This is a genomic window from Streptomyces sp. HUAS 31 (genome assembly GCF_028198125.1).
Classification (GTDB): domain Bacteria; phylum Actinomycetota; class Actinomycetes; order Streptomycetales; family Streptomycetaceae; genus Streptomyces; species Streptomyces chartreusis.
This window is the reverse complement of sequence record NZ_CP116353.1, coordinates 1,118,815-1,143,640: the sequence shown is the minus strand read 5'-3', so window position 1 is coordinate 1,143,640 and position 24,826 is coordinate 1,118,815. Positions and strand designations below refer to the sequence as shown.

25 protein-coding genes are annotated in these 24,826 nt (G+C 72.2%); 14 read left to right on the top strand and 11 right to left on the bottom strand.

Annotated elements, in window-relative coordinates; genetic code table 11:
• The first annotated feature begins 83 nt into the window (after window positions 1-83).
• Together PGH47_RS04870 and PGH47_RS04865 are read left to right on the top strand one after the other, a co-directional pair.
• The gene (locus PGH47_RS04870) at window positions 84-1,328 is read left to right on the top strand and encodes a sensor histidine kinase (protein WP_271662400.1); all 1,245 of its coding nucleotides are present in this window, start codon (window positions 84-86) and stop codon (window positions 1,326-1,328) included.
• Entirely contained in the window at window positions 1,325-1,990 is a 666-nt protein-coding gene (locus tag PGH47_RS04865; RefSeq protein ID WP_093745033.1) for a response regulator transcription factor, read from the top strand. The genes PGH47_RS04870 and PGH47_RS04865 overlap by 4 nt, the downstream gene beginning before the upstream one ends.
• Here PGH47_RS04865 and PGH47_RS04860 read toward each other — a convergent pair.
• Window positions 1,951-2,235: a DUF6332 family protein gene (locus tag PGH47_RS04860; protein ID WP_271662399.1), complete on the bottom strand. Its 285-nt coding sequence runs from the start codon at window positions 2,233-2,235 to the stop codon at window positions 1,951-1,953. The two genes, PGH47_RS04865 and PGH47_RS04860, sit on opposite strands and share 40 nt — an antisense overlap.
• A 70-nt stretch (window positions 2,236-2,305) precedes the next feature.
• Window positions 2,306-3,805 (bottom strand): MFS transporter, encoded by a 1,500-nt coding sequence (locus tag PGH47_RS04855; RefSeq protein WP_271662398.1) that lies wholly within the window; start codon window positions 3,803-3,805, stop codon window positions 2,306-2,308.
• Between the two features lie 85 nt (window positions 3,806-3,890).
• On the opposite strand from PGH47_RS04855, the gene PGH47_RS04850 reads away from it, so the two are divergent.
• Window positions 3,891-4,280 (top strand): MarR family winged helix-turn-helix transcriptional regulator, encoded by a 390-nt coding sequence (locus PGH47_RS04850; protein ID WP_271662397.1) that lies wholly within the window; start codon window positions 3,891-3,893, stop codon window positions 4,278-4,280.
• Window positions 4,281-4,304: 24 nt separating this feature from the next.
• Here the strand turns inward: PGH47_RS04850 and PGH47_RS04845 are convergent, their stop codons facing one another.
• A complete protein-coding gene (locus tag PGH47_RS04845; RefSeq protein WP_271662396.1) occupies window positions 4,305-5,039 on the bottom strand; it encodes a maleylpyruvate isomerase family mycothiol-dependent enzyme in 735 nt (244 codons plus the stop codon).
• A 150-nt stretch (window positions 5,040-5,189) separates the two neighbouring features.
• Between PGH47_RS04845 and PGH47_RS04840 the strand changes: the two genes are divergently transcribed.
• Entirely contained in the window at window positions 5,190-5,726 is a 537-nt protein-coding gene (locus PGH47_RS04840) for a DM13 domain-containing protein (RefSeq protein ID WP_271662395.1), read from the top strand.
• Window positions 5,727-5,732: 6 nt separating this feature from the next.
• Here PGH47_RS04840 and PGH47_RS04835 read toward each other — a convergent pair whose 3' ends face one another.
• Together PGH47_RS04835 and PGH47_RS04830 are read right to left on the bottom strand one after the other, a co-directional pair.
• Window positions 5,733-6,122, bottom strand: coding sequence for a VOC family protein (locus PGH47_RS04835; protein ID WP_271662394.1), 390 nt, complete (start codon window positions 6,120-6,122; stop codon window positions 5,733-5,735).
• 102 nt (window positions 6,123-6,224) lie between these two features.
• Window positions 6,225-7,412: an MFS transporter gene (locus tag PGH47_RS04830; RefSeq protein ID WP_271662393.1), complete on the bottom strand. Its 1,188-nt coding sequence runs from the start codon at window positions 7,410-7,412 to the stop codon at window positions 6,225-6,227.
• 220 nt (window positions 7,413-7,632) lie between these two features.
• Here PGH47_RS04830 and PGH47_RS04825 point away from each other — a divergent pair, with 220 nt between their 5' ends.
• A complete protein-coding gene (locus PGH47_RS04825) occupies window positions 7,633-9,108 on the top strand; it encodes a glutamate-cysteine ligase family protein (RefSeq protein WP_271662392.1) in 1,476 nt (491 codons plus the stop codon).
• A gap of 12 nt (window positions 9,109-9,120) precedes the next feature.
• Here the strand turns inward: PGH47_RS04825 and PGH47_RS04820 are convergent, their stop codons facing one another.
• The 3 genes from PGH47_RS04820 to PGH47_RS04810 form a co-directional block, all read right to left on the bottom strand.
• Window positions 9,121-10,233, bottom strand: a complete 1,113-nt coding sequence (locus tag PGH47_RS04820; protein ID WP_271662391.1) for a Gfo/Idh/MocA family protein — start codon at window positions 10,231-10,233, stop codon at window positions 9,121-9,123.
• Window positions 10,203-10,913: a ThuA domain-containing protein gene (locus PGH47_RS04815; protein ID WP_271662390.1), complete on the bottom strand. Its 711-nt coding sequence runs from the start codon at window positions 10,911-10,913 to the stop codon at window positions 10,203-10,205. The genes PGH47_RS04820 and PGH47_RS04815 overlap by 31 nt, the downstream gene beginning before the upstream one ends.
• A gap of 287 nt (window positions 10,914-11,200) precedes the next feature.
• A complete protein-coding gene (locus PGH47_RS04810) occupies window positions 11,201-12,757 on the bottom strand; it encodes an acyl-CoA carboxylase subunit beta (protein ID WP_271662389.1) in 1,557 nt (518 codons plus the stop codon).
• A 171-nt stretch (window positions 12,758-12,928) separates the two neighbouring features.
• Between PGH47_RS04810 and PGH47_RS04805 the strand changes: the two genes are divergently transcribed.
• The 9 genes from PGH47_RS04805 (at window position 12,929) to PGH47_RS04765 (ending at window position 20,711) form a co-directional block, all read left to right on the top strand.
• A complete protein-coding gene (locus PGH47_RS04805) occupies window positions 12,929-14,035 on the top strand; it encodes an AMP-binding protein (RefSeq protein WP_271662388.1) in 1,107 nt (368 codons plus the stop codon).
• Window positions 14,035-15,462: an aldehyde dehydrogenase family protein gene (locus PGH47_RS04800; RefSeq protein WP_271662387.1), complete on the top strand. Its 1,428-nt coding sequence runs from the start codon at window positions 14,035-14,037 to the stop codon at window positions 15,460-15,462. The genes PGH47_RS04805 and PGH47_RS04800 overlap by 1 nt, the downstream gene beginning before the upstream one ends.
• A 30-nt stretch (window positions 15,463-15,492) precedes the next feature.
• A complete protein-coding gene (locus PGH47_RS04795) occupies window positions 15,493-15,990 on the top strand; it encodes an FAS1-like dehydratase domain-containing protein (RefSeq protein ID WP_271662386.1) in 498 nt (165 codons plus the stop codon).
• Between the two features lies 1 nt (window position 15,991).
• A complete protein-coding gene (locus tag PGH47_RS04790; RefSeq protein WP_271662385.1) occupies window positions 15,992-16,423 on the top strand; it encodes a MaoC/PaaZ C-terminal domain-containing protein in 432 nt (143 codons plus the stop codon).
• A 93-nt stretch (window positions 16,424-16,516) separates the two neighbouring features.
• Entirely contained in the window at window positions 16,517-16,780 is a 264-nt protein-coding gene (locus tag PGH47_RS04785) for an acyl carrier protein (RefSeq protein ID WP_107911643.1), read from the top strand.
• A 20-nt stretch (window positions 16,781-16,800) separates the two neighbouring features.
• Window positions 16,801-18,054 carry a beta-ketoacyl-[acyl-carrier-protein] synthase family protein gene (locus PGH47_RS04780; protein WP_271667985.1) on the top strand — a complete coding sequence of 418 codons (1,254 nt, stop codon included), beginning with the start codon at window positions 16,801-16,803 and terminating at the stop codon, window positions 18,052-18,054.
• Between the two features lie 28 nt (window positions 18,055-18,082).
• Complete coding sequence (locus PGH47_RS04775) at window positions 18,083-19,189, top strand: beta-ketoacyl synthase N-terminal-like domain-containing protein (RefSeq protein ID WP_271662384.1); 1,107 nt, start codon at window positions 18,083-18,085, stop codon at window positions 19,187-19,189.
• A 32-nt stretch (window positions 19,190-19,221) separates the two neighbouring features.
• Window positions 19,222-19,968, top strand: coding sequence for a 3-oxoacyl-[acyl-carrier-protein] reductase (gene fabG / locus PGH47_RS04770; RefSeq protein ID WP_271662383.1), 747 nt, complete (start codon window positions 19,222-19,224; stop codon window positions 19,966-19,968).
• Between the two features lie 26 nt (window positions 19,969-19,994).
• Window positions 19,995-20,711 carry a 2-hydroxychromene-2-carboxylate isomerase gene (locus PGH47_RS04765; protein WP_271662382.1) on the top strand — a complete coding sequence of 239 codons (717 nt, stop codon included), beginning with the start codon at window positions 19,995-19,997 and terminating at the stop codon, window positions 20,709-20,711.
• On the opposite strand, the gene PGH47_RS04760 is transcribed toward PGH47_RS04765, so the two are convergent.
• From PGH47_RS04760 to PGH47_RS04750, 3 genes are all read right to left on the bottom strand, one after another.
• Window positions 20,712-21,434 (bottom strand): hypothetical protein, encoded by a 723-nt coding sequence (locus tag PGH47_RS04760; RefSeq protein WP_271662381.1) that lies wholly within the window; start codon window positions 21,432-21,434, stop codon window positions 20,712-20,714. It lies immediately after the preceding gene.
• A gap of 66 nt (window positions 21,435-21,500) precedes the next feature.
• Window positions 21,501-23,645 carry an aminodeoxychorismate synthase component I gene (gene pabB / locus PGH47_RS04755; protein ID WP_271662380.1) on the bottom strand — a complete coding sequence of 715 codons (2,145 nt, stop codon included), beginning with the start codon at window positions 23,643-23,645 and terminating at the stop codon, window positions 21,501-21,503.
• A gap of 86 nt (window positions 23,646-23,731) precedes the next feature.
• Window positions 23,732-24,748 (bottom strand): AurF N-oxygenase family protein, encoded by a 1,017-nt coding sequence (locus PGH47_RS04750; RefSeq protein WP_271662379.1) that lies wholly within the window; start codon window positions 24,746-24,748, stop codon window positions 23,732-23,734.
• Window positions 24,749-24,826: the final 78 nt, after the last annotated feature.

Sequence of the window (24,826 nt, the reverse complement as noted above, 5' to 3'; positions counted from 1 at the left end):
GGGGACGTACTTCGCGGGGAGTACGCGTGATCACCACGCGCGGGTGACGCCGCCGGGCGGTCGGCGCGTCTAGCGTGGCGGGCATGGACGAGCAGCAGGCACGCCGCGGCGGCGGACCGCCGATGTGGTGGCGGCACGGCCCGCCGTGGTGGAACCGGTGGGAGGACGGCGAGGAGCGCGTCCAGCGCTGGCCCTGGCGCTCCACCCTGCTCATCACGTTCTTCGTGATGGTCGGCTCCAACTACGCGGCCCGCGGCCAGCACGACCGCGAGGACCTCGACCCTCTCGCCCGCGTCCTGCTGCTCGTCGCCGGCGGACTGCTGCTGTGGCGCAAGCGCCACCCCGTGGCCGTCGCGTTCGGCACGACCGCCGCCGCCATGGTCTACCTCGGCGCCGGATACCCCTACGGACCGGTCTTCCTGACCGTCGCCGTGGCCTGCTTCAACGCCATCGTCATGGGGCACCGCAAGGCCGCCTGGACGGCGGTCGGAGCGCTCTGGGCAGCCCATGTACTGGTGGCCCACTGGCTCTACGAGTGGCTGCCGCCCTCCGGCGACCGGGCCGCACCCTGGGGCCAGGAGGGCGTGATCGCCGCCTGGGTCGCGGCGATCGTGGCGGTGTCGGAGCTGGCCAGGACCAGACGCGAGCAGTGGGTGAAGGAGCGCGCCGAACGGGCGCAGGCGGCCCGGCGGCGGGCCGACGAGGAACGGCTGCGCATCGCACGCGAACTGCACGACGTCCTCGCGCACAGCATCTCCGTGATCAACGTCCAGGCGGGCGTCGGCCTCGCGCTGCTCGACACCGACCCCGAACAGGCACGCTCGGCACTGACCACCATCAAGGCCAAGAGCAAGGAGGCCCTCGGCGAGGTCCGCCAGGTCCTCGACACGCTGCGCACCCCCGGCGACGCCCCGCGCGCACCCGCCCCCGGTCTCGACCGGCTGCCCGAACTGGTCCGGCAGGCCGCGAGCGCCGGCCTCACCGTCGACATCGAGGGCGAGCCGCCCCGCCTCGCGCCCGGCACCGACCTCGCCGCCTTCCGGATCGTGCAGGAAGCCCTCACCAACGTCGTACGCCACTCCGGATCACGGCACGCGCGGGTGCGCCTCGATCACGGCGACGGCGCGACACTGCGGCTGCGCATCGACGACGACGGACCCGCGACCGGCGCCGACGCGGGCGGCAGCGGCAACGGGTTGGCCGGAATGCGGGAGCGGGCGGCCGCGCTCGGTGGCACGATCGAGGCGGGCGCGCGCGACGACGGAGGGTTCCGGGTGCTCGCCGTACTGCCGCTGAAGGCACCCGCCGAGACGAAGGAGGACCGGTGATCCGCGTACTGCTCGCCGACGACCAGTCACTGGTGCGGGCCGGCTTCCGGGCGCTGCTCGACGCCCAGCCCGACATCGAGGTGGCCGGCGAGGCCGCCGACGGCGAGGAGGCACTGCGCAAGGTGCGCGAACTGCGGCCCGACGTCGTCCTGATGGACATCCGCATGCCGCTCCTCGACGGACTCGCCGCGACCCGCCGGATCACCGACGACGACGCCCTCGCGGGAGTGAAGGTGGTCATGCTCACCACCTTCGAACTCGACGAGTACGTCTTCGAGGCGATTCGCTCGGGCGCCTCCGGCTTCCTGGTCAAGGACACCGAACCGGACGAACTCCTGCGTGCCGTACGGGCCGTGGTCGAGGGCGACGCGCTGCTGTCGCCAGGCGTGACCCGCCGCCTGATCGCCGAGTTCGCCGCCCGCTCCAAGGAGCCCGCGGCCGCCGGCACCCTCACCGAACTCACCGAGCGCGAGCGGGAGGTGATGGCGCTGGTCGGCATCGGCCTGTCCAACGAGGAGATCGCCCGCCGCCTGGTGGTCAGCCCGCTCACCGCGAAGACCCACGTCAGCCGAACCATGGTGAAGCTCGGCGCCCGCGACCGTGCCCAACTCGTGGTGCTGGCCTACGAGTCGGGGTTGGTGCGGCCCGGCTGGTTGGGCTGAGACTCCCGGCGGAACCGCGTCAGGACGCTGACGACCCGGGCGAAGAACAGCACGACCGAGACCGTGGTGCCGACGCCGAAGAGTGTGCCGCGGGTGCCCTTCGACAGGTCGAAGACGTACGCCGGCCCGACGATCGCCGCGAACAGCAGCGCCGCCGCGAACGCCGCGCTGAACAGCGCGTACCCGATCTCGACGGTGATCGCGTCCCGCTCGGCCTGACCGCGCCGTCCCCCGTAACTCTCCATCCCTCGAGTCAAACAGGGGTGTGCCCGGCGGAGCAAGCGGCTCCGCCGGGCACACATGGGAGGCGTTCGCCTAGTCGCGGACCGCCACGCGCTCCGCCTCCGCCTCCGCCTCCTCGGCGGTGGACTTGGCGACCACGACGGTCCGCTGCTCGCGGCGGGTGCGCAGTCCGGTGAGGGCGATCAGCAGCCCCACGACCGCGATCCCGGTGATGACGACCAGAGCGGGCAGATAGCTGTCCAGCGCGGCCTGCGGGGACGCCGGCTCCTTCGGCGCGTTCGCGGTCAGGACCGCCGTCACCACGGCCAGGAACAGCGCGCCGCCCACCTGCACCGAGGTGTTGAGCAGACCCGAGACCATGCCCTGCTCGTGCTCGTCGACGCCGTTGGTGGCCTGGACGTTGAGCGACGGGAAGGTCAGCGCGAAGGCGGAGCCGACCAGCAGCATCGTCGGCAGGATCACCGCCGCGTAGAGCGGGTCGAGGTCGATGCGCAGGAACAGCAGATAGCCCGCGACCATCAGGGCGAAGCCGACCGCGATCAGCCGGGCGGTGCCGAACCGGTCGATGACCGCACCGACCTTCGTCGCCGACAGCGCCACGAGCGCACCCGCCGGCAGGAAGGCCAGTGCCGTGTGCAGCGCCGACCAGCCGAGCAGCTGCTGCATGTACAAGGTCACCAGGAACTGGAAGCCGATGTAGCTGCCGACGAACGTCAACGCGCCCAGCTGCGCCCGCACCTGCGCCCCGGAGCGCAGCACGCCCAGCCGGATCAGCGGGCTCGGGCTGCGCCGCTCGACGAGGACGAAGGCGGTGAGCAGGACGGCGACCGCGACGAAGGACAGGATCGTGCGGGCCGATCCCCAGCCGGCCTCGGGGGCCTGTACGACGGTGAACACGAGCAGCAGCATCGAGGCGGTGCCGAGGACGGCGCCGGGGATGTCGTAGCCGCCCTCCGCCCTCTCGCGTTCGCTGCGCGGCAGCAGCTTCAGGCCGACGGCCAGGGCGATCAGCGCGATGGGCGCGGGCAGCAGCATGGTCAGACGCCAACTGGCCTCGGTGAGCAGGCCGGAGAAGACGAGGCCCATCGAGTAGCCGGTGGCGCCGCAGGTGGTGTAGATCGACAGGGCGCGGTTGCGCACCGGGCCCTCGGCGAAGGTCGTGGTGATGATGGACAGGCCCGCCGGTGCCGTGAACGCCGCTGCCAGGCCCTTGATGAAGCGGCTGGCGATCAGCAGCGGACCCGAGTCGACGAGACCGCCGAGCAGCGAGGCCAGCGCGAAGACGCCCAGGGCCACCAGGAACACCTGGCGCCGGCCCAGCAGATCGGCGGTGCGTCCGCCGAGGAGGAGCAGGCCGCCGTAGCCCAGGATGTAGCCGCTGACGATCCATTGCAGGGTCGAGGTCGAAAGGCCCAGGTCGGCGCCGATGGACGGCAGGGCGACGCCCACCATCGACACGTCCAGCGCGTCCAGGAACATCGCGGCGCACAGCACCAGCAGGGTGCCCCACAGCCGGGGCGTCCAGCGGGCCGTGGAGGGCGCGGCCGCCGGGGAGTTGAGCGGAGAGGTCATGCCGAGGACACTACATGCGCATGCATGAGATGCAAACGCATTTAATGCGAGTGCAATGATCGCGGAATTCTGCTACGGTGCGCCCATGGCGGCGAAGAAGGCCGAGCAGGCGCTCGTGGACCAGTGGCGGGACATCCTGGCGCTGCATGCGCGCACCCAGTGCGAACTCGATCGCGCACTGCATCAACACGGCCTGTGCGCAAGTGACTTCGAGGTCCTGGACGTGCTGGCCGGCGGCTCGGGGCGCGGCGGTTCGTCACTGCGGGTGCAGGAGATCTCCGAGCGTGTCCATCTCAGTCAGAGCGCGCTGTCCCGGCTGATCGCCCGGCTGGAGAAGGACGGCCTCGTGGAGCGCTGCATGTGCCAGCAGGACCGGCGCGGCGTGGTGGTGGCCCTCACGGCGAGGGGGCGGGCGCTGCACGGCGAGGTGCTGCCGCTGCAGCGCGCGGTGCTGACCAGGATGCTGACGAACTGACCGGCGCACGGGCCGGGTTCGGCGTCAGATGACGGCGGAGTTCTCCCGCCACAGCGTGCCGATGGAGACGTCGCCGCTCACCTGCGGGAAGGGCACCCGGTTCCACAGCGACAGGTAGAGCAGGTCGGCCGGCCCGGAGATCTCGCAGTCGGCCGGGGCGGTGCCGCCGCGCTCGGTCACGGGCGGCTCCTGCGACAGCCGTACGGTCCACTCGGCGTCGTCCGTGTCGGTCGCCCGCACCCGCAGCACCCGGGGTTCGGCGCTGCGGACGCGGCTCCTGGACCGGGCGTGGAAGCCGCGCAGCAACTCGTCGACGCCGTCCGCGGCGAAGCCGGTCTCGATCCCGTCCGGGGTGCCGCCGCGCGCCGACTGGGCGTCGAAGCGGTGGATCGTCGTCTCGTGCGCCTGCCTGCGGGCCCAGAACGCGAGCGGTGACGGGGCGGGCAGGAAGTGCCAGCACTCCACGTCGGCGGGGGCGCCCGCGAGCGTGTCGACCAGGTGGCGGTGGCCCTCCCGGAACCAGGTGAGCAGCTCCGTCCCGTCGAGGTCGGGCGGGCCGCCGTACGGCTGGTAGGAGGTGTGTCCCTCGGCCACGAACGCCGCCGCCCAGCGGTGCACCGTCCCGGTGTGCCGCACCAGGTCCCGCACCAGCCACTGCGGGCAGGTCGGCACCTTGGCGTCCGTGCCCGCCTCCTCGGCTGCCGCGGCCAGCAGCAGGCCCTCACGGTCCAGTGTGCGCACGAAGTCGGCTGTCTCCATGGGGAGAGTGTGCCGGACGGAGGGGGCTCCACGGGAGACGGGTCTCTGCGCATCGACGTAAGACTTTCGTCATCACGCCGCGTGTACACGGCGGGCTCCGGGTTCCGTTGAATGGACGGCGACGGACAACTACCGGAGAGCGAGACGGGTATGGGGCGCGTGCGGAAGGCGCTGTGGGGGCCGCTGGGGCTCGGGGTGCTGGTGCTGGTCCTCGTCGCGGGCGGCCTCGGGCTGTACTGGTTCCAGCCGTGGAAGCTGTGGCAGGACACAACCGTGGAGGAGGCCCTGCCTGCCGCGGTGGGGACCGCCGCACCGGCCACTTCGGCACCGGGACCGAGGACGTTGGCGGGCGGTGAGCTGATCAGCCATGAGCACGCGACCTCGGGCTCGGCAAGACTCCTGCGGCTGGCCGACGGCTCCCATGTCCTGCGGCTGGAGAACCTCGACACCAGCAACGGGCCGGACCTGCGGGTCTGGCTGACGGACGCGCCGGTGAAGGAGGGCGTGGGCGGCTGGCGCGTGTTCGACGACGGCGCGCACATCAGCCTCGGCCGGCTCAAGGGCAACAAGGGCAGCCAGAACTATGCCGTGCCGAAGGACGTCGACCTGTCCCGGTACAGCAGCGTCAGCATCTGGTGCGACCGCTTCGACGTGTCTTTCGGGGCCGCGGAACTCGCCCGGGTGTGAGGACGCTCAGGACGAGGCCGGGAACAGGCAGAACTCGTTGTCCTCGGGGTCGGCCAGCACCCAGTGGTCCTTGTGGCGGGTCCGCACGGTCGCGCCGAGCGCGGTGAGCCGGGCGATCTCGGCCTCCGGGTCGGCGGAGACCAGGTCCAGGTGCAGACGGTTCTTGCCGCGCTTGGGCTCCGGGACGAGCTGACACCACAGGCGGGGGCCGCCGCCGACGGGTTCGACCAGCACGGTGGGGTCGTCCTCCGGGCCGGCGATCCCCCGGGCCCGCAGCCGGGCGAGCTCGGCGTCGTCGTACGGGGCGACGGCGTAACCGTCGAGGGCGGCGGCCCAGAAACGAGCGGTGGCGGCCGGACGGGCACAGTCGATGACGATGTCGTGGAGTCGTGCCATCCGGTCATCATCCGCGGCGCGGGCGGGACCGACAATGCGCCGGGACCGACAATGCGCCGGGACCCACAATGCGCCGGGCCCGCAACGCGCCTTCGAGCAGGGTCAGTTCGGCACCGCGCGCCGGGTGGCGACCCCGATGAGTGTGGCGATGGCCGCGAGTACGGCGACGCTGGTCAGCGCGACGGGCAGGGAGAGCCAGTCCGCCATGAAGCCGATGGCGGGCGGGCCGAGGAGCATGCCGCCGTAGCCGAAGGTCGAGGCCGTGGCGACGCCGCTCGGGCCTGCGAGGGTGCCCGCGCGTTCGACGGCCACGGGGAAGAGGTTGGCCAGGCCGAGGCCGGTCACCGCGAAGCCGAGCAGCGCGGCCCACAGGCTCGGCGCGAGGGAGCCCAGCAGCATCCCGGCCGCGGCGGTGGCGCCGCCCGCGACGACGGTACGGCCGTGACCGAGCCGTTCGAGCAGGGCCGTACCGCTGAGCCGGCCGATGGTCATGGCCAGCGCGAAACAGGTGTAGCCGAGGGCGGCGACACCGGACGAGGCGTCGAGGTCCTGTTCGAGGTGCAGGGCGCCCCAGTCGGCCATGGCGCCCTCGCCGTAGGCCGTGCACCCGGCGATCAGGCCGAAGACGATCACCAGGCCACGGGTTCTGCCCCGCGGGCGGCGCGAGGCCTCGGGCGCGGAGGGTGCGGAGGGTGCGGAGGGTGCGGGGGTCGGGGCGGACGGTGGCTCGTGGCGCAGCAGCGTCGGGGCGGCCACCGCCGTCACGAGCAGTCCGACGACGGCGAGGCCCGCGAGGTGCAGGGTGGGGGAGAGGGCCCCCGCGACCAGTCCGCCGAGGCCCGCGCCGACCATGCCGCCCAGGCTGAAGGCCGCGTGGAAGCTGGGCATGATCGGCCGGCGCAGGGCGGTGACCAGGTCCACGGCCGCGCTGTTGAAGGCGACGTTGATGCCGCCGTAGGCCGCTCCGAAGATCAGCAGGACGGCACCGAGGGCGAGCACCGAGTGGGTCAGCGGGGGCAGGGCCACGCTGAGGGAGAGCAGCACGGCGCACACGACCGTGACCTGGTGGCTGCCGTAGCGGCGGCAGAGCCGGCCGGTCAGCGTCATGGTGAGGACGGCGCCGGCGGAGACGCCGAGGAGGGCGAGGCCCAGGTCACCGGCGGAGGCGCCGGTCTGGTGCTTGATGGCGGGGATCCGGACGACCCAGCCGGCGAAGAGGAAGCCGTCCAGGGCGAAGAAGGCGGTGATGGCTGTACGCAGGCGGGTCAGGTCGCGGCTGGTGCCCGGCACGACATTGTGCTGACGGGCTTTGTTTATTTGCGGCACAAACTCAGGCTAGGTGGGTGCGAGACGGGCGGCAAGGGGGATCTGACGTGGGCCGGAACACTGGACGGGGCACCGCAGGCTCGCTCACCCGACCGGGCCGACGTCGTCCCCTGACTGTCCCGGTGCCGTCCGAAGTGCCACTCTGGGACGAGAGGTATCCGCCGAGGGGACTCGGGAGGGCACGATGGGACGTGACGTTCCGGCCCTGGTGTTCACGCGGGAGGATCGCCGCCGGTACCGGGACAAGATGCACACCTGCCTCGACGTGCTGGCGCAGATGCTGCGCGAGTCGACCTTCGTGAGCGAGCGGCCGCAGGTCGGGCTGGAGATCGAGCTCAACCTGGTCGACGCCGACGGGCGACCGGCGATGCGCAACACCGACGTCCTGCGGGCCATCGCGGATCCCGCCTGGTCGAGCGAGCTGGGCCGCTTCAACCTGGAGATCAACATCCCGCCGCGCGAGCTGACGACCGGCGGGCCCGGGGCGTGGGAGCAGGCCATCCGCGAGGCGCTCAACCACGCCGAGGAACGTGCCTCCGCCGTGGGCGCGCACCTGATCATGGTCGGCATCCTGCCGACGCTGGGCGAGACCGACGTGGACGAGACGGCCCTGTCCGGCGATCCGCGCTACCGGCTGCTCAACGAGCAGATCTTCGCCGCACGGGGCGAGGACCTCCGGATCACCGTCGACGGGGTGGAGCGCCTGTCGACGTACGCCGACACCATCACCCCCGAGGCCGCCTGCACCAGCACGCAGTACCACCTCCAGGTCTCGCCGCGGGAGTTCGCCGACTACTGGAACGCCGCCCAGGCCGTCGCCGGCGTACAGATCGCCCTCGCGGCGAACTCGCCGTACCTCTTCGGCAAGGAGCTGTGGCGCGAGACGCGCATCCCGCTGTTCGAGCAGGCCACGGACACCCGACCGGTGGAGATCAAGGCGCAGGGCGTACGGCCCCGGGTGTGGTTCGGGGAGCGCTGGATCACCAGCGTCTTCGACCTCTTCGAGGAGAACGTGCGCTACTTCCCGGCCCTCCTGCCGCTGTGCGACGACGAGGACCCGCAGGAGGCGCACGACCGCGGCGACGCGCCGCAGCTGGGCGAACTGACCCTGCACAACGGCACGATCTACCGCTGGAACCGCCCTGTCTACGCCGTCACCGACAGCGGCCCCCATCTGCGCATCGAGAACCGGGTCCTGCCCGCCGGCCCCACCGTCGCGGACACCATCGCCAACGGCGCCTTCTACTACGGCCTCACGCGCGCCCTGGTCGACGACGACCGGCCGGTCTGGACCCGGATGTCCTTCTCGGTGGCCGAGGAGAACCTCCACACCGCCGCCCGCGACGGCATCGACGCCCGCCTGTACTGGCCCGGCATGGGCGAGGTGCCGGTCACGGAGCTGGTGTTGCGGCGCCTGCTGGCCCAGGCCCACCGGGGCCTGGAACTCGCCGGCATGGACGCGGCCTGGCGCGAACCCCTGCTCGGCATCATCGAGCAGCGCTGCGTCACCGCCCGCAACGGGGCCCTGTGGCAGGCGGAGACGGTCCACCACCTGGAGAAGGCCGGCACCGACCGGGACGAGGCGTTGCGGCGGATGACCCGGACGTACATGGAGTACATGCATCTGAACGCGGCCGCCCACACCTGGCCGGTCGACTGACCGGAGCCGCTGTCACCGGACGCCGGCACCCCGCCATTCCGCAGCGGCCGTCAGCGGTACGGACACCGGCGGCTGTACCGAGGTCGTCAGCTCGATGCGGCGGCCCTCGGACGCCGAGCGCAGGAGCGCGGTCATCGTCTCCAGTACATGCAGGGCGAGTTCGCCGCTCGCGCGGGGTGCTCGCCGCGGGCCGGCGGTGACGAAGTCCAGCAGGCCGACGCCACGGGCGCCGTCGACGTAGCCCGCCGAGACCGGCTGTGTGCGCCACTGGGTGTCGCCGAGTGCGAAGAGCCGGACCTCGCCGTCGAAGCGGTTCGGGTCGGGCACCGCGAGCGTGCCCTTCTCGCCGTGCACCTCGATCGGTGTGGCGGTCGTGGCCACGCCGTCGAAGCTGGTCGTGATCGTCGTCAGCGTCCCGCCGACGTGCTCCAGCACGCCGCTGACGTGTGTCTCGACCTCGACCGGGATCCGCTCGCCCGCGCGCGGACCGGAGCCGATGACGCGCTCGTCGCGCAGCCGGCCGACCGCCCCCGTCACGGCTCGCACAGGGCCCAGCAGATGGACCAGGGACGCGAGATAGTACGGCCCCATGTCCAGCAGTGGGCCGCCGCCTGCGGTGTAGTAGAAGTCGGGGTGCGGATGCCAGCGTTCGTGGCCCGGCGTGACCATCACCGCCGACGCGAACTGGGGGCGCCCGATGGTCCCCGCGGCCACGGCCGCCCGCGCGGTCTGGATGCCGGTGCCCAGGACGGTGTCCGGCGCGCAGCCCACGGTGACGCCCGCCTTCGCGGCTGCCTCCAACACGGCGTGCGCGTCGGCGAGTTCGGCGGTCAGCGGCTTCTCCCCGTACACGTTCTTGCCGTGGCCGATCGCGCGCAGGGCGATCTCGGCGTGCGCCGCGGGGACGGTGAGGTTGAGGACCGTGTCCACGTCCGGGCTGCTCAGCAGCTCCTCGACGCCCATGGCCCGGGCGCCGGGCACTTCCGTCGCGACGGCGGCCGAGCGGGAGGCGTCGAGGTCGGCCACGGCCGTGACGCGTACCGCGGGGTGGCCGACGAGGGTGTCCAGGTAGGCGCGCGAGATGACGCCGAGTCCTACGATGCCGATGCGGTGCGCGCCGCCCACAGCATGCCCCTCTCGATGACGGTGCGGACTGCGGGGTGTTCCAGTACGTCGAGGCTGTGCCCCGGGGTCGTCACGACGACGCGTCCGGCGCCCCAACGACGGGTCCACACCGCCGGCGAGGTGACCGGGCGGTGCCAGGGGTGCCACGGCCGGACCGGATGGGTCGTCGTGGCGAGCACGTCGATCAGGTCGTCGTGGAGCACCCAGTACTGCTCGGTGTCCAGCTCGAAGTCCTCGATGCCGGCGGTGACGGGGTGTTCGCGGCCGAGCTCGGTGATGTTCACGCTGTGCGGCAGATAGTTGTCCTCCTGGCCGCCCCGGCGCTCGCACGGCTCCTTGCCCGGATGGGTCGCGAACTGCCCGCCCACCAGATGGAGATAGTCGGACGAGGCCCGGAACGAGTCGGCGATCCCGCCGTGCCAGCCCGTGAAGCCGGTGCCCGCGACGACCGCCCCGCTCAGCCCTGCCAGTTGCTCGGCGGTGATCTGCGACATCGTCACGCACTGCACGACGAGGTCGGTTCCGGCCATCGCGTCGGCGTCGGCGTAGACGTCGGTGGACTCCTCGATACGGACGGCGTACCCGTTGGCGCGCAGGAAGGGCAGGAACAGTTCCGTCGCCCGGACCGGCTGATGCCCCTCCCATCCGCCGCGGACCACCAGGGCGTTCTTGCGCGTCATCTCGTCCCTTCACGGGGCGTCGCACGCCCCCGTCGCCAGACAGCCCCCTCACTATGTGCCGACCGCGCACACAGGGGAAAGGCCAACGGGGCGACGCGAAAGTTTCGCCCCCGGAGAGCCCCGGAAGGGTCGCGGCAGAGCCCCGGAAGAGCCCCGGACGGGTCGCGGCATGCCCCGGAAGAGCCCAGGTGCAGCCCCGGGAGAGCCCATGTGCAGCCCCGGCAGAGCCCCGGCCGGACCCCCGAAAGAGCCGGGAAGGGCCCAGGCTCGTCCCTTGAAGTCCTCGCCTACTGCGGTGGGTTGCCGTGCTTGCGGTAGGGAAGATCGGCGTGCTTCGAGCGCAGCATGTCCAGGGTGCGCACCAGCGTCCCGCGGGTCTCGGCGGGGTCGATGACGTCGTCGACGAGGCCGCGTTCGGCCGCGTAGTACGGGTGGATCAGCTCGGCTGCGTACTCCTTGACCAGCGTGGCGCGGACGGCCTGCGGATCGTCGGCCTCGGCGATCCGCCGGCGGAAGATCACGTCGGCCGCGGCCTCCGCGCCCATCACGGCGATCTCGTTCGTCGGCCAGGCATAGGTCACGTCGGAGCCGATCGACTGCGAGTCCATCACGATGTACGCCCCGCCATAGGCCTTGCGCAGGACGACGGAGACACGCGGCACGGTGGCGTTGCAGTAGGCGTACAGCAGCTTCGCGCCGTGCCGGACGATACCGCCGTGCTCCTGGGCGACGCCGGGGAGGAACCCGGGGACGTCCACCAGGGTGACCAGCGGGATGCTGAACGCGTCGCACATCTGGACGAAGCGGGCCGCCTTCTCGCTGGCCCGGGTGTCCAGCACCCCGGCGAGCCGGGCGGGTTGGTTGCCGACGACGCCGACGACATGGCCGTCCAGCCGGGCCAGTCCCACCACGACATTGGTCGCCCAGTGCTCGTGCACCTCGAAGAACTCGCCCTCGTCGACCAGTTCCCCGATCACCGCACGCATGTCGTAGGCGCGGTTGCCGTCCGCGGGGACCAGGTCCAGCAGGGCCGTGCCCGCCCGGTCGGGAGGGTCGGTGCACGGCACCCGCGGCGGCTGCTCGCGGTTGTTGGCGGGGAGCAGGGACAGCAGATACCGCACCTCCTCGAGGCAGGTCTCCTCGTCGTCGTAGGCGAAGTGGCACACGCCGCTCGTCCCCGCGTGCACGTCCGCGCCGCCCAGCCCGTCGTGGCCGATCTCCTCGCCGGTCACCGCCTTGACCACGTCCGGGCCGGTGACGAACACCTGGGAGGTGTCCCGCACCATGAACACGAAGTCCGTCAGCGCCGGGCTGTACGCGGCGCCGCCGGCGCACGGGCCCAGCATCACGCTGATCTGCGGAATCACCCCGGAGGCCCGGGTGTTGCGCAGGAAGATGCCGCCGTACCCGGCGAGCGCGGTGACGCCCTCCTGGATGCGGGCGCCGGCACCGTCGTTGAGCGAGACGAGCGGGGCCCCGGCGGCGAGCGCCATGTCCATCAGCTTGTGGATCTTCTGCGCGTGGGCCTCGCCGAGGGCGCCGCCGAAGACGCGGAAGTCATGGGCGTAGACGAAGACCGTCCGGCCGTGGACCGAGCCCCAGCCGGTGATCACGCCGTCGGTGTACGGGCGCTTGTTCTCCAGCCCGAAGCCCTGTGCCCGGTGCCGCCGCAGTTGCTCCGTCTCGTGGAACGTCCCGGCGTCCAGCAGCAGTTCGATCCGCTCACGTGCCGTCAGCTTCCCCTTGGCGTGCTGAGCCGCGGTCGCCTTCTCGCTCGGTCCGCGCCGCACCCGCTCACGCAACTCGCGTAATTCCGCGGTCCGGCCGCGGGAGTCCGCCCGCATTTGGTTCCCCCGTCCTCGGAAGCTCCGGGCGGTCCGTCCGGCCCCGGCCCGCGCATCCGCTCCCATCGACTCTAACTCGCCGTCAAAGATTGCACATCCCTTGACTGGGAATGTAACTCTGTGCGAGCGTGGAATCGCAGCTGATCGCCATGCCCCTGGGGAAGGACGCACATGTCGGACCACGGCCGCACGGACCCGGTTCTCGACTGCCCGGCCGACGAGACGCCGGACGGCGAGGAACTCATCACCGCGGCGATGCGGTGGCACTTCAGCCCGGAGACCGGCTCTCCGTTCTGGCTCGAGCGGGCGGGCAAGCTCGACTTCGACCCGCTCAGGGACGTCAAGAGCTTCGCCGACCTGAGCCTGTTCCCCAACCTCGTCAACGAACTGCGTGACGTGCGCGTCGAGGAGCTGATCCCGCGCGGCCTCACATTGCCTGACGACCTGTACGGCGTCTACGAGAGCGGCGGTACCACCGGCGCCCCCAAGCGCGTCGTCTGCACGACCGACTGGATGGAGCGCTGGCTCGCCTTCAGCCAGCGCCACCTGGACGCCCGCGGCTGCCCGCGGGGCGTCAACTGGCTGGCCCTGATGCCCGACGGCCCGCACATCTTCGGCGCCGCGCTGCGCGAGGGCGCCAGGCGCAGCGGCGGCATCCTCTTCACGGTCGACATGGACCCGCGCTGGGTGAAGAAGGCCATCGCGGAGGGCCGCGCCGAGGACGCCGCACGCTACGCCGACCACCTGGTCACACAGGCCGGGTTCCTGCTGGAGACCCAGGACGTCGGCGTACTGATCACGACCCCGCCGCTGCTCCAGCGGCTCGCGCAGGACGAGCGGCTGGTCGCGCTGATCAACCAGAAGGTGCGTCACATCCAGTGGGGCGGCGCCCACATGGACGCCGACACCCGCCACCTGTTCCGCACCGAGGTCTTCCCGGGCATCCAGCTCCAGGGCGCCTACGGCAGCACGATGATCCTCGGCGGCTCGCTGGAGCGCATCGAACCGGCCGGCCAGGACCGGTGCGTCTTCGACCCCTTCGCGCCCTACATCACCTTCTCCGTCATCGACCCCGCGACCGGTGAGCACGTCCCTTACGGCGAGCGCGGCCAGGTCGTCATGAACCACATCAGCAAGGCCATGCTGCTGCCCAACAACCTCGAACGCGACACCGCCGTGCGCATCCGGCCGCCCGAGGGGCAGATGGGCGACTCGGTCGCCGACGTCAGCCCGGTGGCCACCTTCGACGACCAGGCCGTCATCGAAGGGGTCTACTGATGCCCGGACCGGCCACCGCGGCCACGGGAGCGGCCTTACGGGACGCGGGCGAGGAGCTCCTCCAGCTCGACGCGTTCGGCGCCAACGGCCCTTACCGAGCCCGCAATCGCCTGACCGTGCCCGACGTGACCGGGGAGCCGCTCGCCGAACTGAGCATCGTGCCGCCGCTGTTCGTGCACCGCGCCCTCGCCGCACTGCGGTCGGCCGATCCGCTGCCGCCCGGCGAGCGTGCCGCCGCACTGGAGCGGGCCGGCCGGCTGTTCGCCTCCGGCACCGTCGGCGGACTGGACCCGGACACCTACCGCGAGCTGGTCAGCCGCTGTTCCGGTCTGCCCTTCCCCGTCGTCCGCGCCGCGACCGGCATCGTCGCCGACGCGGCTGCCCAGGCCGCGGGCACGGTGCTCCAGGCCCGGCCCCAGGCCGCCGTCGGCGACTGGCGCGACTCCGCGACCCGGGCCGGCGCCGCGGTGTGGACCCGGCGCGGGAACGTCTTCGCCGTGCACGCCGCGGGCAACCACCCCGGGGTGCACGCCCTGTGGCTGGAAGCCCTAGCCCTTGGCTACCGGGTCGTCGTACGGCCCTCGCGGCGCGAGCCGTTCACGCCGCACCGCCTGGTCGCCGCCCTGCGCGAGGCGGGCTTCGGCGCCGACCACATCGCGCTGACCCCGACCGACCACACAGTCGCCGACACGGTCGTCGCGGGTGCGGACCTCGCGCTCGTCTACGGCGGCGACGACGTGGTGCGCAAGTACGCCGGGCACAGCACCGTGCTGCCCCAAGGGCCCGGCCGGGCCAAGATCCTGGTGACCGGCGGAGACTGGCGAGCCCACCTGGACACCATCGTCGACTCGGTAGCGGACGAGGGCGGCACCGCCTGCGTCAACGCCACCGCCGTTCTCGTCGAGGGCGGACCCGACCAGGCGGCCGCCGTCGCCGACGCGCTCGCCGAGAGGCTGGCGGCCATCCCGAGCCTGCCGCCGCGGCACCCCGAGGCCGTCCTGCCCGTCCAGCCCCTGGCCGCCGCCCGCGCCATCGAGGGATACCTGCTGCGCAGCGCCGGCGGTGCCACGGCCCATCTGGGCGGCGACGGAGTCGTGGACGACCTGGGCGACGGCAGCGCCGTACTGCGCCCGGCCGTGTTCCGGCTCGACCGCGCCGACGCCCCGCAGACCGGCGTCGAACTGGGCTTCCCCTGCGTATGGGTGGCGCCCTGGAGCCGCGTCGACGGGATCGCGCCGCTGCGCGACTCGCTCGTCGTCACCGCGATCACCGACGACGAACGGCTCCTGGAGCAGCTCGTCGACGAGCCGACCATCAGCAACGTCCACGTCGGTGACCACCCGACGTACTGGATGCGACCGGGCCTCCCGCACGACCGGTACCTCGCGGAATTCCTCATGCGCACCAAGACCGTCATCCGGGACTGACCCGCCGAACAGCGCACACCAGGGGGCGACATGGCACTGAACCACGACTTCATCGGCCGCACCCACGGACCGAGCGAGGTCTACGAAGTCAGCCGGGAGAAGATCCGCGACTACGCGATCGCCACCGGCGACACCCATCCGGTCTACCTCGACCCCGAGGCGGCACGGGCGCTCGGCCATCCGGACGTGATCGCGCCGCCCTCCTTCGCCGTCATGCTCTTCTTCCGCTTCGGCGGCTGGCCGCTGTACGACCCGGAGTTCGGCAAACGGAAGGAACCGGTGTGCGTGCACCGGGCCCAACGGGTCGAACACCAAAGGCCGATCGGGCCGGGCGACCGGCTCGTGCAGACCACGACCGTGGACGACATGAGCGTGATGGGCGAACACGAGCAGTGGGTGATGACCCATCGGATCAGCACGGTGGACGGCGAGCACGTGTGCACCGTCGTCAACACGATCCTCTCCCGCGGCACGGCGGACCTGCCCCGGCAGGCCCCGGCCCCGGCGTTGCAGCCCCAGGAGGCGTGACATGGCAGCCAAGGTCGCCCACGACGACATCGAGGTCGGCACCGAGATACCCGCGCAGGACATCACCGTGCGGCGGGTCGACCTGCTCCGCTACTGCGGCGCCTGCTCCGACTTCACCGCCACCCACTGGAACGAACGGATCGCCAAGGCCGTCGGCCTGCCCGACGTGATCGCCCACGGCACCTACACCATCGCCACCGCCGTACGGGTCGTCACCGACTGGGCGGGAGACCCCTCGGCCCTCGTCGAGTACAGCGTCCGCCGCTTCACCCGGCCGGTCGTCGTGCCCGACGACGACGCCGGCGCGACCGTGCGCATCACCGGCGTCGTCGAGCGGAAGCTGGCCGACCGCCGGGCCGTGATCCGCCTGCGCGCCCGCTTCGAGGGGCAGGAGGTGATGTCCGGGGCGCGAGCCGTCGTACGGCTCGCCTGAGCCCGCACCGCGCACCGCCCGGGCCCCGGCCGGTGCCGCGTCAGACAGGGGGCCGCCCGACGCGGCGGCTGATGCGACAGAAGGAGCACAGACATGACCAGCACCGACATCGCCGCGGAGCGCGAGAACCAGATCAAGGAGCTCGTGGCCGACATCCTCGAACTCGAACCCGACGAGATGACCCGCACCAGCCGCTTCAAGGAGGACCACGAGGCCGACTCCCTGCTCGCGATCGAGATACTCGCCTCCCTGGAGAAGCGGTTCAAGATCACCATCGCCCAGCAGGAACTCGCCCGCATGGTGAACCTGGAGGGCGTGTACGAGGTGGTGGCCGAGGCCGCCGCGGCCCGGCAGTAGGCGGCGGCGTGTCGTCGACCATGACACCGCGGCGCGTCGTCGTCACCGGCCTCGGCGCAGTGACCAGCATCGGGATCGGCGCCGACGAGTTCCTCACGGGCCTGCGCGCCGGACGCAGCGGGGCCGGCCCCATCACCTCCTTCGACGCGAGCGGCTTCGACCACTCCCGGGCGTGCGAGATCACCGAGTTCGACGCCGCCCGCTTCGTCACCCGGCTGCCGCTGCGCGAGTACGGCCGGGCGAGCCACTTCGCCGCCGCGGCCGCCCGGATGGCCGTCGCGGACGCCGCCCTCCCGGTCGAGGACCTGCGCGCCGTGCGCTCGCTGGTCTCCGTCGGCACCACCGACGGCGAGTCCCGCGACCTCGACGGACTGACCCGGCAGGAGGTGGAACTCGGGCCGCGGCGGATGGACCCGGTCGTGGCCCGCCGGGTCCCGGCCGGCCGGCTCTCGGTCGCCGCCGCCCGGGAGTTGGGGCTGGTCGACGTGGAGGCGGTGACGCTGCCGACCGCCTGTGCGGCCGGCAACTACGCCATCGGCTACGGCTATGACGCCGTGCGCACCGGGGAGTTCGAGTTCGCGCTGTGCGGCGGGGCGGACGCCGTCTGCCTGAAGACCTTCGCCGGCTTCTACCGCCTGGGCACCATCGCCCCCGAGCGCTGCCAGCCCTTCGACCGCGACCGCAAGGGCATCCTCACCGGCGAGGGCGCCGGGATGATGCTGCTGGAGAGCCTGGACTCGGCCCTCGCACGGGGCGCGCGCATCCACGCCGAGGTGCTGGGCTACGGCCTGAACTGCGACGCCGACCATCCGGTCGCGCCCAACGAGGACAGCTTCGCCCGCTGTGTGCGCCTCGCCCACGACAACGCGGGCGTCACCGCCGACGACGTCGACCTGATCTCCGCGCACGGCACGGGCACCAAGGCCAACGACGTCAGCGAGGCCCGCGCGATCCGGCAGGTCTTCGGCGGCACACCGCCGCGCATGGTCTCCATCAAGTCGATGATCGGCCACACCATGGGCGCGGCCAGCGCCCTCGCCGCGATCGCCTGCACCCTCGCCCTGCGCGAGGGCTTCATCCCGCCGACGATCAACCACGTGGAGACCGACCCCGAGTGCGACATCGACTGCGTGCCCAACCGCGCGATCGAAGCCGACCTCAGGGTCGTGCAGAACAACGCGCTGGCCTTCGGCGGCAACAACGCCGTCCTGATCCTCGGCCGCTACGAGCCCGACGTCGCCGAGGCGCGCCGGGCGCAGAGGGGAGCGGCATGAACAGCCTTACGCGGCAAGGAGGTTGCCGATGAGCGCCACGGGACCGGTCATCTCGGCCTGGTCGGCGGTGTCCGCGTTCGGCGTCGGACGGGAGGTGTTCGGGGCGGGAGTACGGGCGAAGCGGCAGGCCGTCACCGCGCTCGACCCCGAGCGCTGGGCCGCGCCCACCGACCGGGCCTGCCTCGTACCCGGCGGCGAGCCACGCGAGTTGCTGGGTCGCAAGGGCACCCGCTCCATGGACCGGGTCACCGCCCTCGCCGTCGCCGCGGTGGGCAGGCTCCTGGACGACGGCGAGGGCGCGCGCATCCCGGGCCTCGACGAGGACACCGGCCTCGTCCTCGGCACCTCGAACGGCAGCGTGGGCAGCATCATGAGCTTCACCCGCGACTCGCTCACCCAGGACCGGCCCTACCTGGTCGACCCCGCCCGCTTCCCGAACACCGTCATGAACTGCGCGGCGGGACAGTCGGCGATCCGGCACGGCCTGCGCGGCCCCAACGTCACCATCGCCGGCGGCCGGGCCTCGGCCCTGCTCGCCCTCAACCACGCCCAGCGGCTCCAGCGTTGCGGCCACGCCCGCACCGTCGTGTGCGGCGCGGCCGAGGAGTTCTCCGCGGAACGCGCCTGGCTGGACTGGCACGCCCGCGGCGAGCACCTACCGGCGGAACCCGACGAGGCACCGCTGACCGGCGAGGGTTGCGCGGTCCTGCTGCTGGAGGCGGGCACCGAAGCAGGCGCCGGCCGGACGCCCCTCGCCGAGGTGGCGGCAGTCGAGATCGCGCTGCCGGCCGACGAGAAGGACGCGGGACCCGTGCTCGCCGACTGTGTGCGCCGCGCCCTCCTGCGGGCCGACCTGACGCCGGCGGATCTGTGGGCCCTCGCCCCTGCGGACGCCCCCGGACCCTACGGCGACCGGGAACGCACCGCGCTCGCCGAGGTGCTGGGCGGCCACGACCCGCTCCGGCTGTCCTGCACCGGCCTGCTCGGAGACACCGGCGCCGCCTCCGCCGCCTTCCAGATCGCCGCCCTCCTGGCGAGCGCCGAGGACGATCCGGCGGCGGCCGGGCGCGCGGCCCTGGTCACCACCGCCGACCCCGACGGCGTCATCGGCTGCGCCGTGCTGCGCCTCGCCTGACCGCCCCCGACCGACACCGAGAGGATCACCCCATGGACCACGACCGGCGGCCCGTCGCCCTGGTCACCGGCGGCTCCCGCGGCATCGGCCGCGCCGTCGTACGCCAACTCGCCCGGGACGGACACGACGTGGCGTTCTGCTACCGCACCCGCTCCGACGCGGCCCGGGAGGTCGAGAAGGAGGCCGAAGAACTCGGCGCCCGGGTCCTGTCCCGCCCCGTCGACGTGACCGACCCCGACGACGTCAGGGCCCTGGTCCGGGACGTCGAGGAGGAGCTGGGGCCCGTCGAGGTGCTGGTCACCTCGGCCGGCGTCACCCGGGACAACCCGGTCGTGACCATGACCGACGACGACTGGCGTCAGGTGCTGCGGATCAACCTCGACGGCACCTTCACCGCCTGCCACGCCGTGATCATGGGGATGATGAAGCGCCGTCGCGGCGTCGTGATCACCCTGTCCTCGGTCTCGGGCGTCTACGGCAACCCCCGCCAGGCCAACTACTCCGCCTCCAAGGCCGGGATCATCGGCTTCACCCGCGCGCTCGCCAAGGAGGTGGGTGGATTCGGAGTCCGGGCGAACGTCGTCGCACCTGGATTCATCGACACCGACATGACGGCGGTGCTGCGCGAGCGCGAACACCAACGGGCCGTCGACAGCGTGCCGTTGGGCCGGTTCGGCACAGTGCGGGAAGTGGCGGACCTGGTCGGCTTCCTGGCCTCGGACCGGGCCTCGTACATCACCGGAGCCGTCGTCCAGGTCGACGGCGGGATCACCATCTAGCGTCCGACACGTCCGAGGAGGCCGCCATGGCGCGCGCACCGCGTCGTCCCCGTATCTACTTCTCCTTCCGCAGCCCGTACTCCTGGCTGGCCTTCCACGACCTCACCACCGGCCGACCGGACGTCGTGGAGGCCGCGGAGTGGCGGCCGTTCTGGGAGCCCGACGCGCACAGCGAGAAGCTGCTCACCGAGGCGGGCGGCCGCTTCCCCTACACGCCGATGTCGCGCGAGAAGCACCTGTACATGCTCGGTGACGTACGGCGGCTGGCCGCCCGGCGCGGACTCGCGGTCACCTGGCCGCAGGACGTCGCGCCCTGGTGGGAGGCGTCCCACCTCGCCTATGTGGTGGCGGCGGCACAGGGGCGGGGACTCGCCTTCATCGACCGCGTCCACCGTGCCCGGTGGCAGGAGAACCTGGACATCTCCGACCGCGGGACCGTCGGGCGACTGGCCGCCGAAGTCGGCGTCGACCCGGACGCCGCCGAACACGCCGCCGACGACGAGCACATACGCGCCGAGGGCGTCCGCGCACTCCTCGACATCCACCGCGACGACGTCTTCGGCGTCCCGTTCTTCATGCACCGCCGCCAGAAGTTCTGGGGCGTCGACCGACTCGCGGACTTCCTCGCGCTGCTGGGGGAGGCGGGAGAGGGCGTCACGACGGACGTGCCCGCCCCGCCGACGTCGATCGCGGCGCATGAAGCCCGCTCCAGCGACCTGGGACACGCGGGCGGCTGCGGCTGATCAGGCCGGCACCAGCGCCGGACTCACCCGCACCACCGCGATCCCCCGGTCGCTCCGCCCCAGCCGGAACCGCACCTTGTCGTGCAGCACGGTGCCGGAGACGGCCTTGCCGTCCACCTGGGGCTCGCCGGGGAACAGCGTGAACGTCCAGCCGCCACCGACCTCGCAGTCCGGGAGCTCGCTCCCGGACTGAAGCACGCGGGCGCCCCAGATCTGGCGCACCATCAACTCCCGGGTGTCGACGCCGTCCACCGTGAAGGTGGCGGCGTCCGCCGCCGTGATGTCGTCGAAGCTGCCGAAGTGGAGCCCGGTCGGGCCGGTCACGGTGGCCACCGGCGTCCAGTCGGTGCCCGGCGGCACCGCCAGCCTGCCCGCCGGAAGGGCGCGGTCGACCACATCGACCGCGCCCTTGCCGGTCTTGCCCGTCTGGTCGGCGCGCATCGCCGGATCGACCGCGCCACGGGTGTCGAGCTTGTCGGGATCGGGCACCAGCAGGACGCCGAAGACCGTCTCGTCGGCGAACCGGGCACCCTTGAAGTGCTCACGCAGTGCCTCGACGGCATGCTCCGCGCGGCCCCACTGGGAGGCGTCGACGGTGCGCTTCAGATACGCGGCGGTCGGGAGCGGAAGACCCGCCCGCTCGACGCCCTGCCGTACGGAGTCACAGGTGTTCCATCCCGATTCGGCCAACAGCTTGATCTGCTCGCTGGCAAACAATGCCACCTCCGGTCGGCATGTCGCGGTTGCGGCGGCCGCGGTGCGCGGCCGGGATCGGGCCCACGCCCCAAGCTAGCCGATGCGATCGCCGAGCGAACGGGCCACGGGAGTCCCCGGTGCGGGCGTGTCGGCGGCCGGCAGCGGCAGTGCGCGCAGCGTGGCCTCCGCCTTGACCAGCATCTCGTCGTACTCGGCGAGCGGCTGCGAGTCGAGCACGATCGCCCCGCCGGCGCCCACGCTCAACTCCTCCCGCCACCGTACGGCCGTACGGATCACGATGTTGAGATCCGCCGTGCCGGAGTAGCCGATGAAGCCGAGGGCGCCCGAGTAGATCCCGCGGGCCTGATCCTCCAGTGAGTCGATGATCTCCATGGTGCGCAGCTTGGGCGCACCGGTCATCGACCCGCCGGGGAAGCACGCCTTGACGCAGTCGATGGCGCTCGCGTCCCGGCGCAGTGTGCCGCGCACGGTGGACACCAGCTGATGCACGGTCGTGTACGACTCGGTCGCCATGAACGCGGGCACATGCACGCTGCCGACCCGGCAGATCCGGCCGAGGTCGTTGCGCAGCAGGTCGACGATCATCAGGTTCTCGGCGCGGGTCTTGGGGTCGCCGGGCAGGGAGGCGCGCAGGGCCTCGTCGAGCGCGGGGTCCGGATTGCGGCGGGTCGTTCCCTTGATCGGCTTGCTCTCCACGGTCCGGTCCCGGTCGATCCGCAGGAAACGCTCCGGCGAGGAGCAGAACACGGACAGCTCGCCGAGGCGCAGCAGTGCCGCGTACGGCGCCGGGTTCAGGCTGCGCAGCCTGCGGTAGTAGGCCAGATCGTCGACCGGGGCCGGCAGCCGCAGGCTGTTGGTCAGGCATATCTCGTAGCTCTCCCCGGCGCGCAACTGCCGCTGGGAGGCGGCGATGTCGGCCAGGTACTGCTCGCGGGGCCGGGCCAGCCATCGGGTGACGTCCGGGTCGGCCGCGGTCGGGACCGGCCGCGCGGCCACGGCGTCGGGGAGGGTACGCAGCACCGCGGCCGTGCGGTCCAGCCACTCCTCGGCGTGGGCGGCGTCCGACGGTTCGGCGAGGGCGACCAGATAGGTGCACCCCTCCAGGTGGTCGACGGCCAGGAAGCGGTGCGCCCGCAGCCACATCGCGTCCGGCGCCGGGGCCCGGTGGGCGTTCCTGTCGGCGCCCGTGTCGGCCTTCAACTCGTAGCCGAAATAGCCGACATAGCCGCCCGAGAGGTCGAAGGGCAGGTCCTCGGTGCCGGTGACCTCGCGGTGCAGCCGGCCGTCCAGGACGTCGAAGATCGTGCCGTGCTCCAGGTACGGGATGCCGCCCGAGGGTTCGACGATCACGGACGCGTCGCCGACGCGGTAGGTGAGCACCTCGCCGTCGGGGCCGTCGGCGTCGCCCATGAAGGAGAAGCGGGACAGACCCGGCTCCACATGGGCGCTGTCGAGCCAGAACGCGCGGCTGCTGTCGCCGTGCAGGGCGGTGAACGCCGACTCCGCGTCCACGGCCCGCTCCAGGCACCGCACATGGGCGCGCAGGGCGGGTTCCGGGGACGGGCCGGCGGCCGCCGGAGTCGCGGGCTGTCGGTCCGGTCCGGCGGTACGCGACGGCGGGACTCGCCGTCCGGGGCGGCCCGCCAGCGCCAGTCGGCGGAAGTTCGCCATCAGTTCGGCGCCGTACTCGGTGGAGATCGACTCGGGGTGGAACTGCACGCCCCAGCGCGGCAGTTCACGATGGCGCAGCCCCATGATCACGCCGTCCTCGGCTCGTGCGGTCACCTCGAGCTGCGGCGGCAGCGGCTCGGCGACGCACAGCGAGTGGTAGCGCACGGCGGTGAAGCGGTCGGGCAGACCGGCGAAGACGTCGGTGCCGTCGTGCTCGACCGTCGTGAGGTGGCCGTGGCGGGGCTCGGGCGCGCCGACCACCCGCGCGCCCGCGAGCAGTCCGATGCCCTGGTGCCCGAGGCAGACCCCGAGGACGGGCAGTCCGGGGTGCTCCAGCAGCGCGCGCGAATGCCCGAAGTCCCGTTGTCCCGTCGGATGCCCGGGACCCGGTGAGATCACCGCCGCGTCGAACGCGTCGACGTCCAGCCGACTCCAGGCCGGGTCGTCGTTGGGCACGACCGTCGGCTCCTGGCCGTAGGTCTCTGCCAGCAGCTGGAAGAGGTTGTAGGTGTAGGAGTCGTGGTTGTCGATCAGCAGTGTGCGCATGGCCCCTTCAGAGGGTCGGAACGGTCGCCGGTGGTGGGTGCGGGTGCCGCCGAGGGTCGGACGTGGGTCAGGGCGGGGGCGGCCGGTCAGCCGACGGAGACGGTCGACCAGTCGAAGGGCAGCTCGTCCAGGACGTCCATCTCGCGGCACAGCCGGTGCAGTCCGCCGAAGTCCTGCAGCAGCCGCTTGCGCGCGGCCGACGCGGCCACGTCCTGGAGCATCCGACGCCCGCCCGGCACGTCCGTCAGCTCGACGATCCGGTGCCAGGTCGTGTAGTCGTTCGCCGCGAACGCCTCCATGCCGTCGGCGAGCGAGGCGAGGAAGAACCGCCGGTGCTCGGGCGTCAGATGGGCGTAGGCGGCCTTGGCGATCTCGGCCGCGATCGAGGAGTGGCAGTACTCGTCGCGGTTGTGGAGGTCGGCGGTGACGCGGTTGATGGGCTGGACGGCGTCGTCGTCGGCGACGAGATCGAGGTAGGCGTTGATGGAGATCTCGGCGACCGTCGTGTAGGCGAGCTGGTCCAGTCGGCGCAGGGCCGGTGTCGCCGCGGCCGCCAGGCGTTCCTCGTGCCTGCGGGCCTTGTGGCCGAGCGGCAGCGCGCTGTCGGGCATGGCCCAGCCGCGCCGACGGCGGGTCACCGCACTGGCGTTGAGGTGCATCAGGGTGTGGTACTGCTCGTCCACCATGGCCTGGGTCACGGCCACCGTCATGGACTCGCCGAGCCCGGTCTCGAACGCGTCGGCGGCCATCAGGGCGAAGCCGGGATTGACCACCCGCTGCTCGATGTCCTGGATGTTCTTGTTGAACGCGATCCAGCCCCAGGCGCGCAGTCGCGCCTTCGTCCCGTCGTCCAGCGCGAGATAGGTGGGGTGGTCCCGGAACGGCAGCAGGCTGTCCGGGCAGTCGGGCCGGTCAGGCTCGAACAGGTCGTCCAGGTCGGGTTCCTGGCGTTTGACCGCGGCGCGCCGATGCCAGTTGCCGGACAAACGGCTGATCACGGCGCTCTCCACGGGGTGCGTGGGGTCGTGGTCCGGTAATCCGGGAGGGGCGCCGCCGAGGCCCTGGTGGTCGCCCGATCGTTCGCCTGAAGAATCAATACTCATGCATACATTGTATGGGTCTATACTCTGGATGGAAGCCCCCTCGGCTCGATGAGCCGCTCCGCAGGACTCGATGACGGA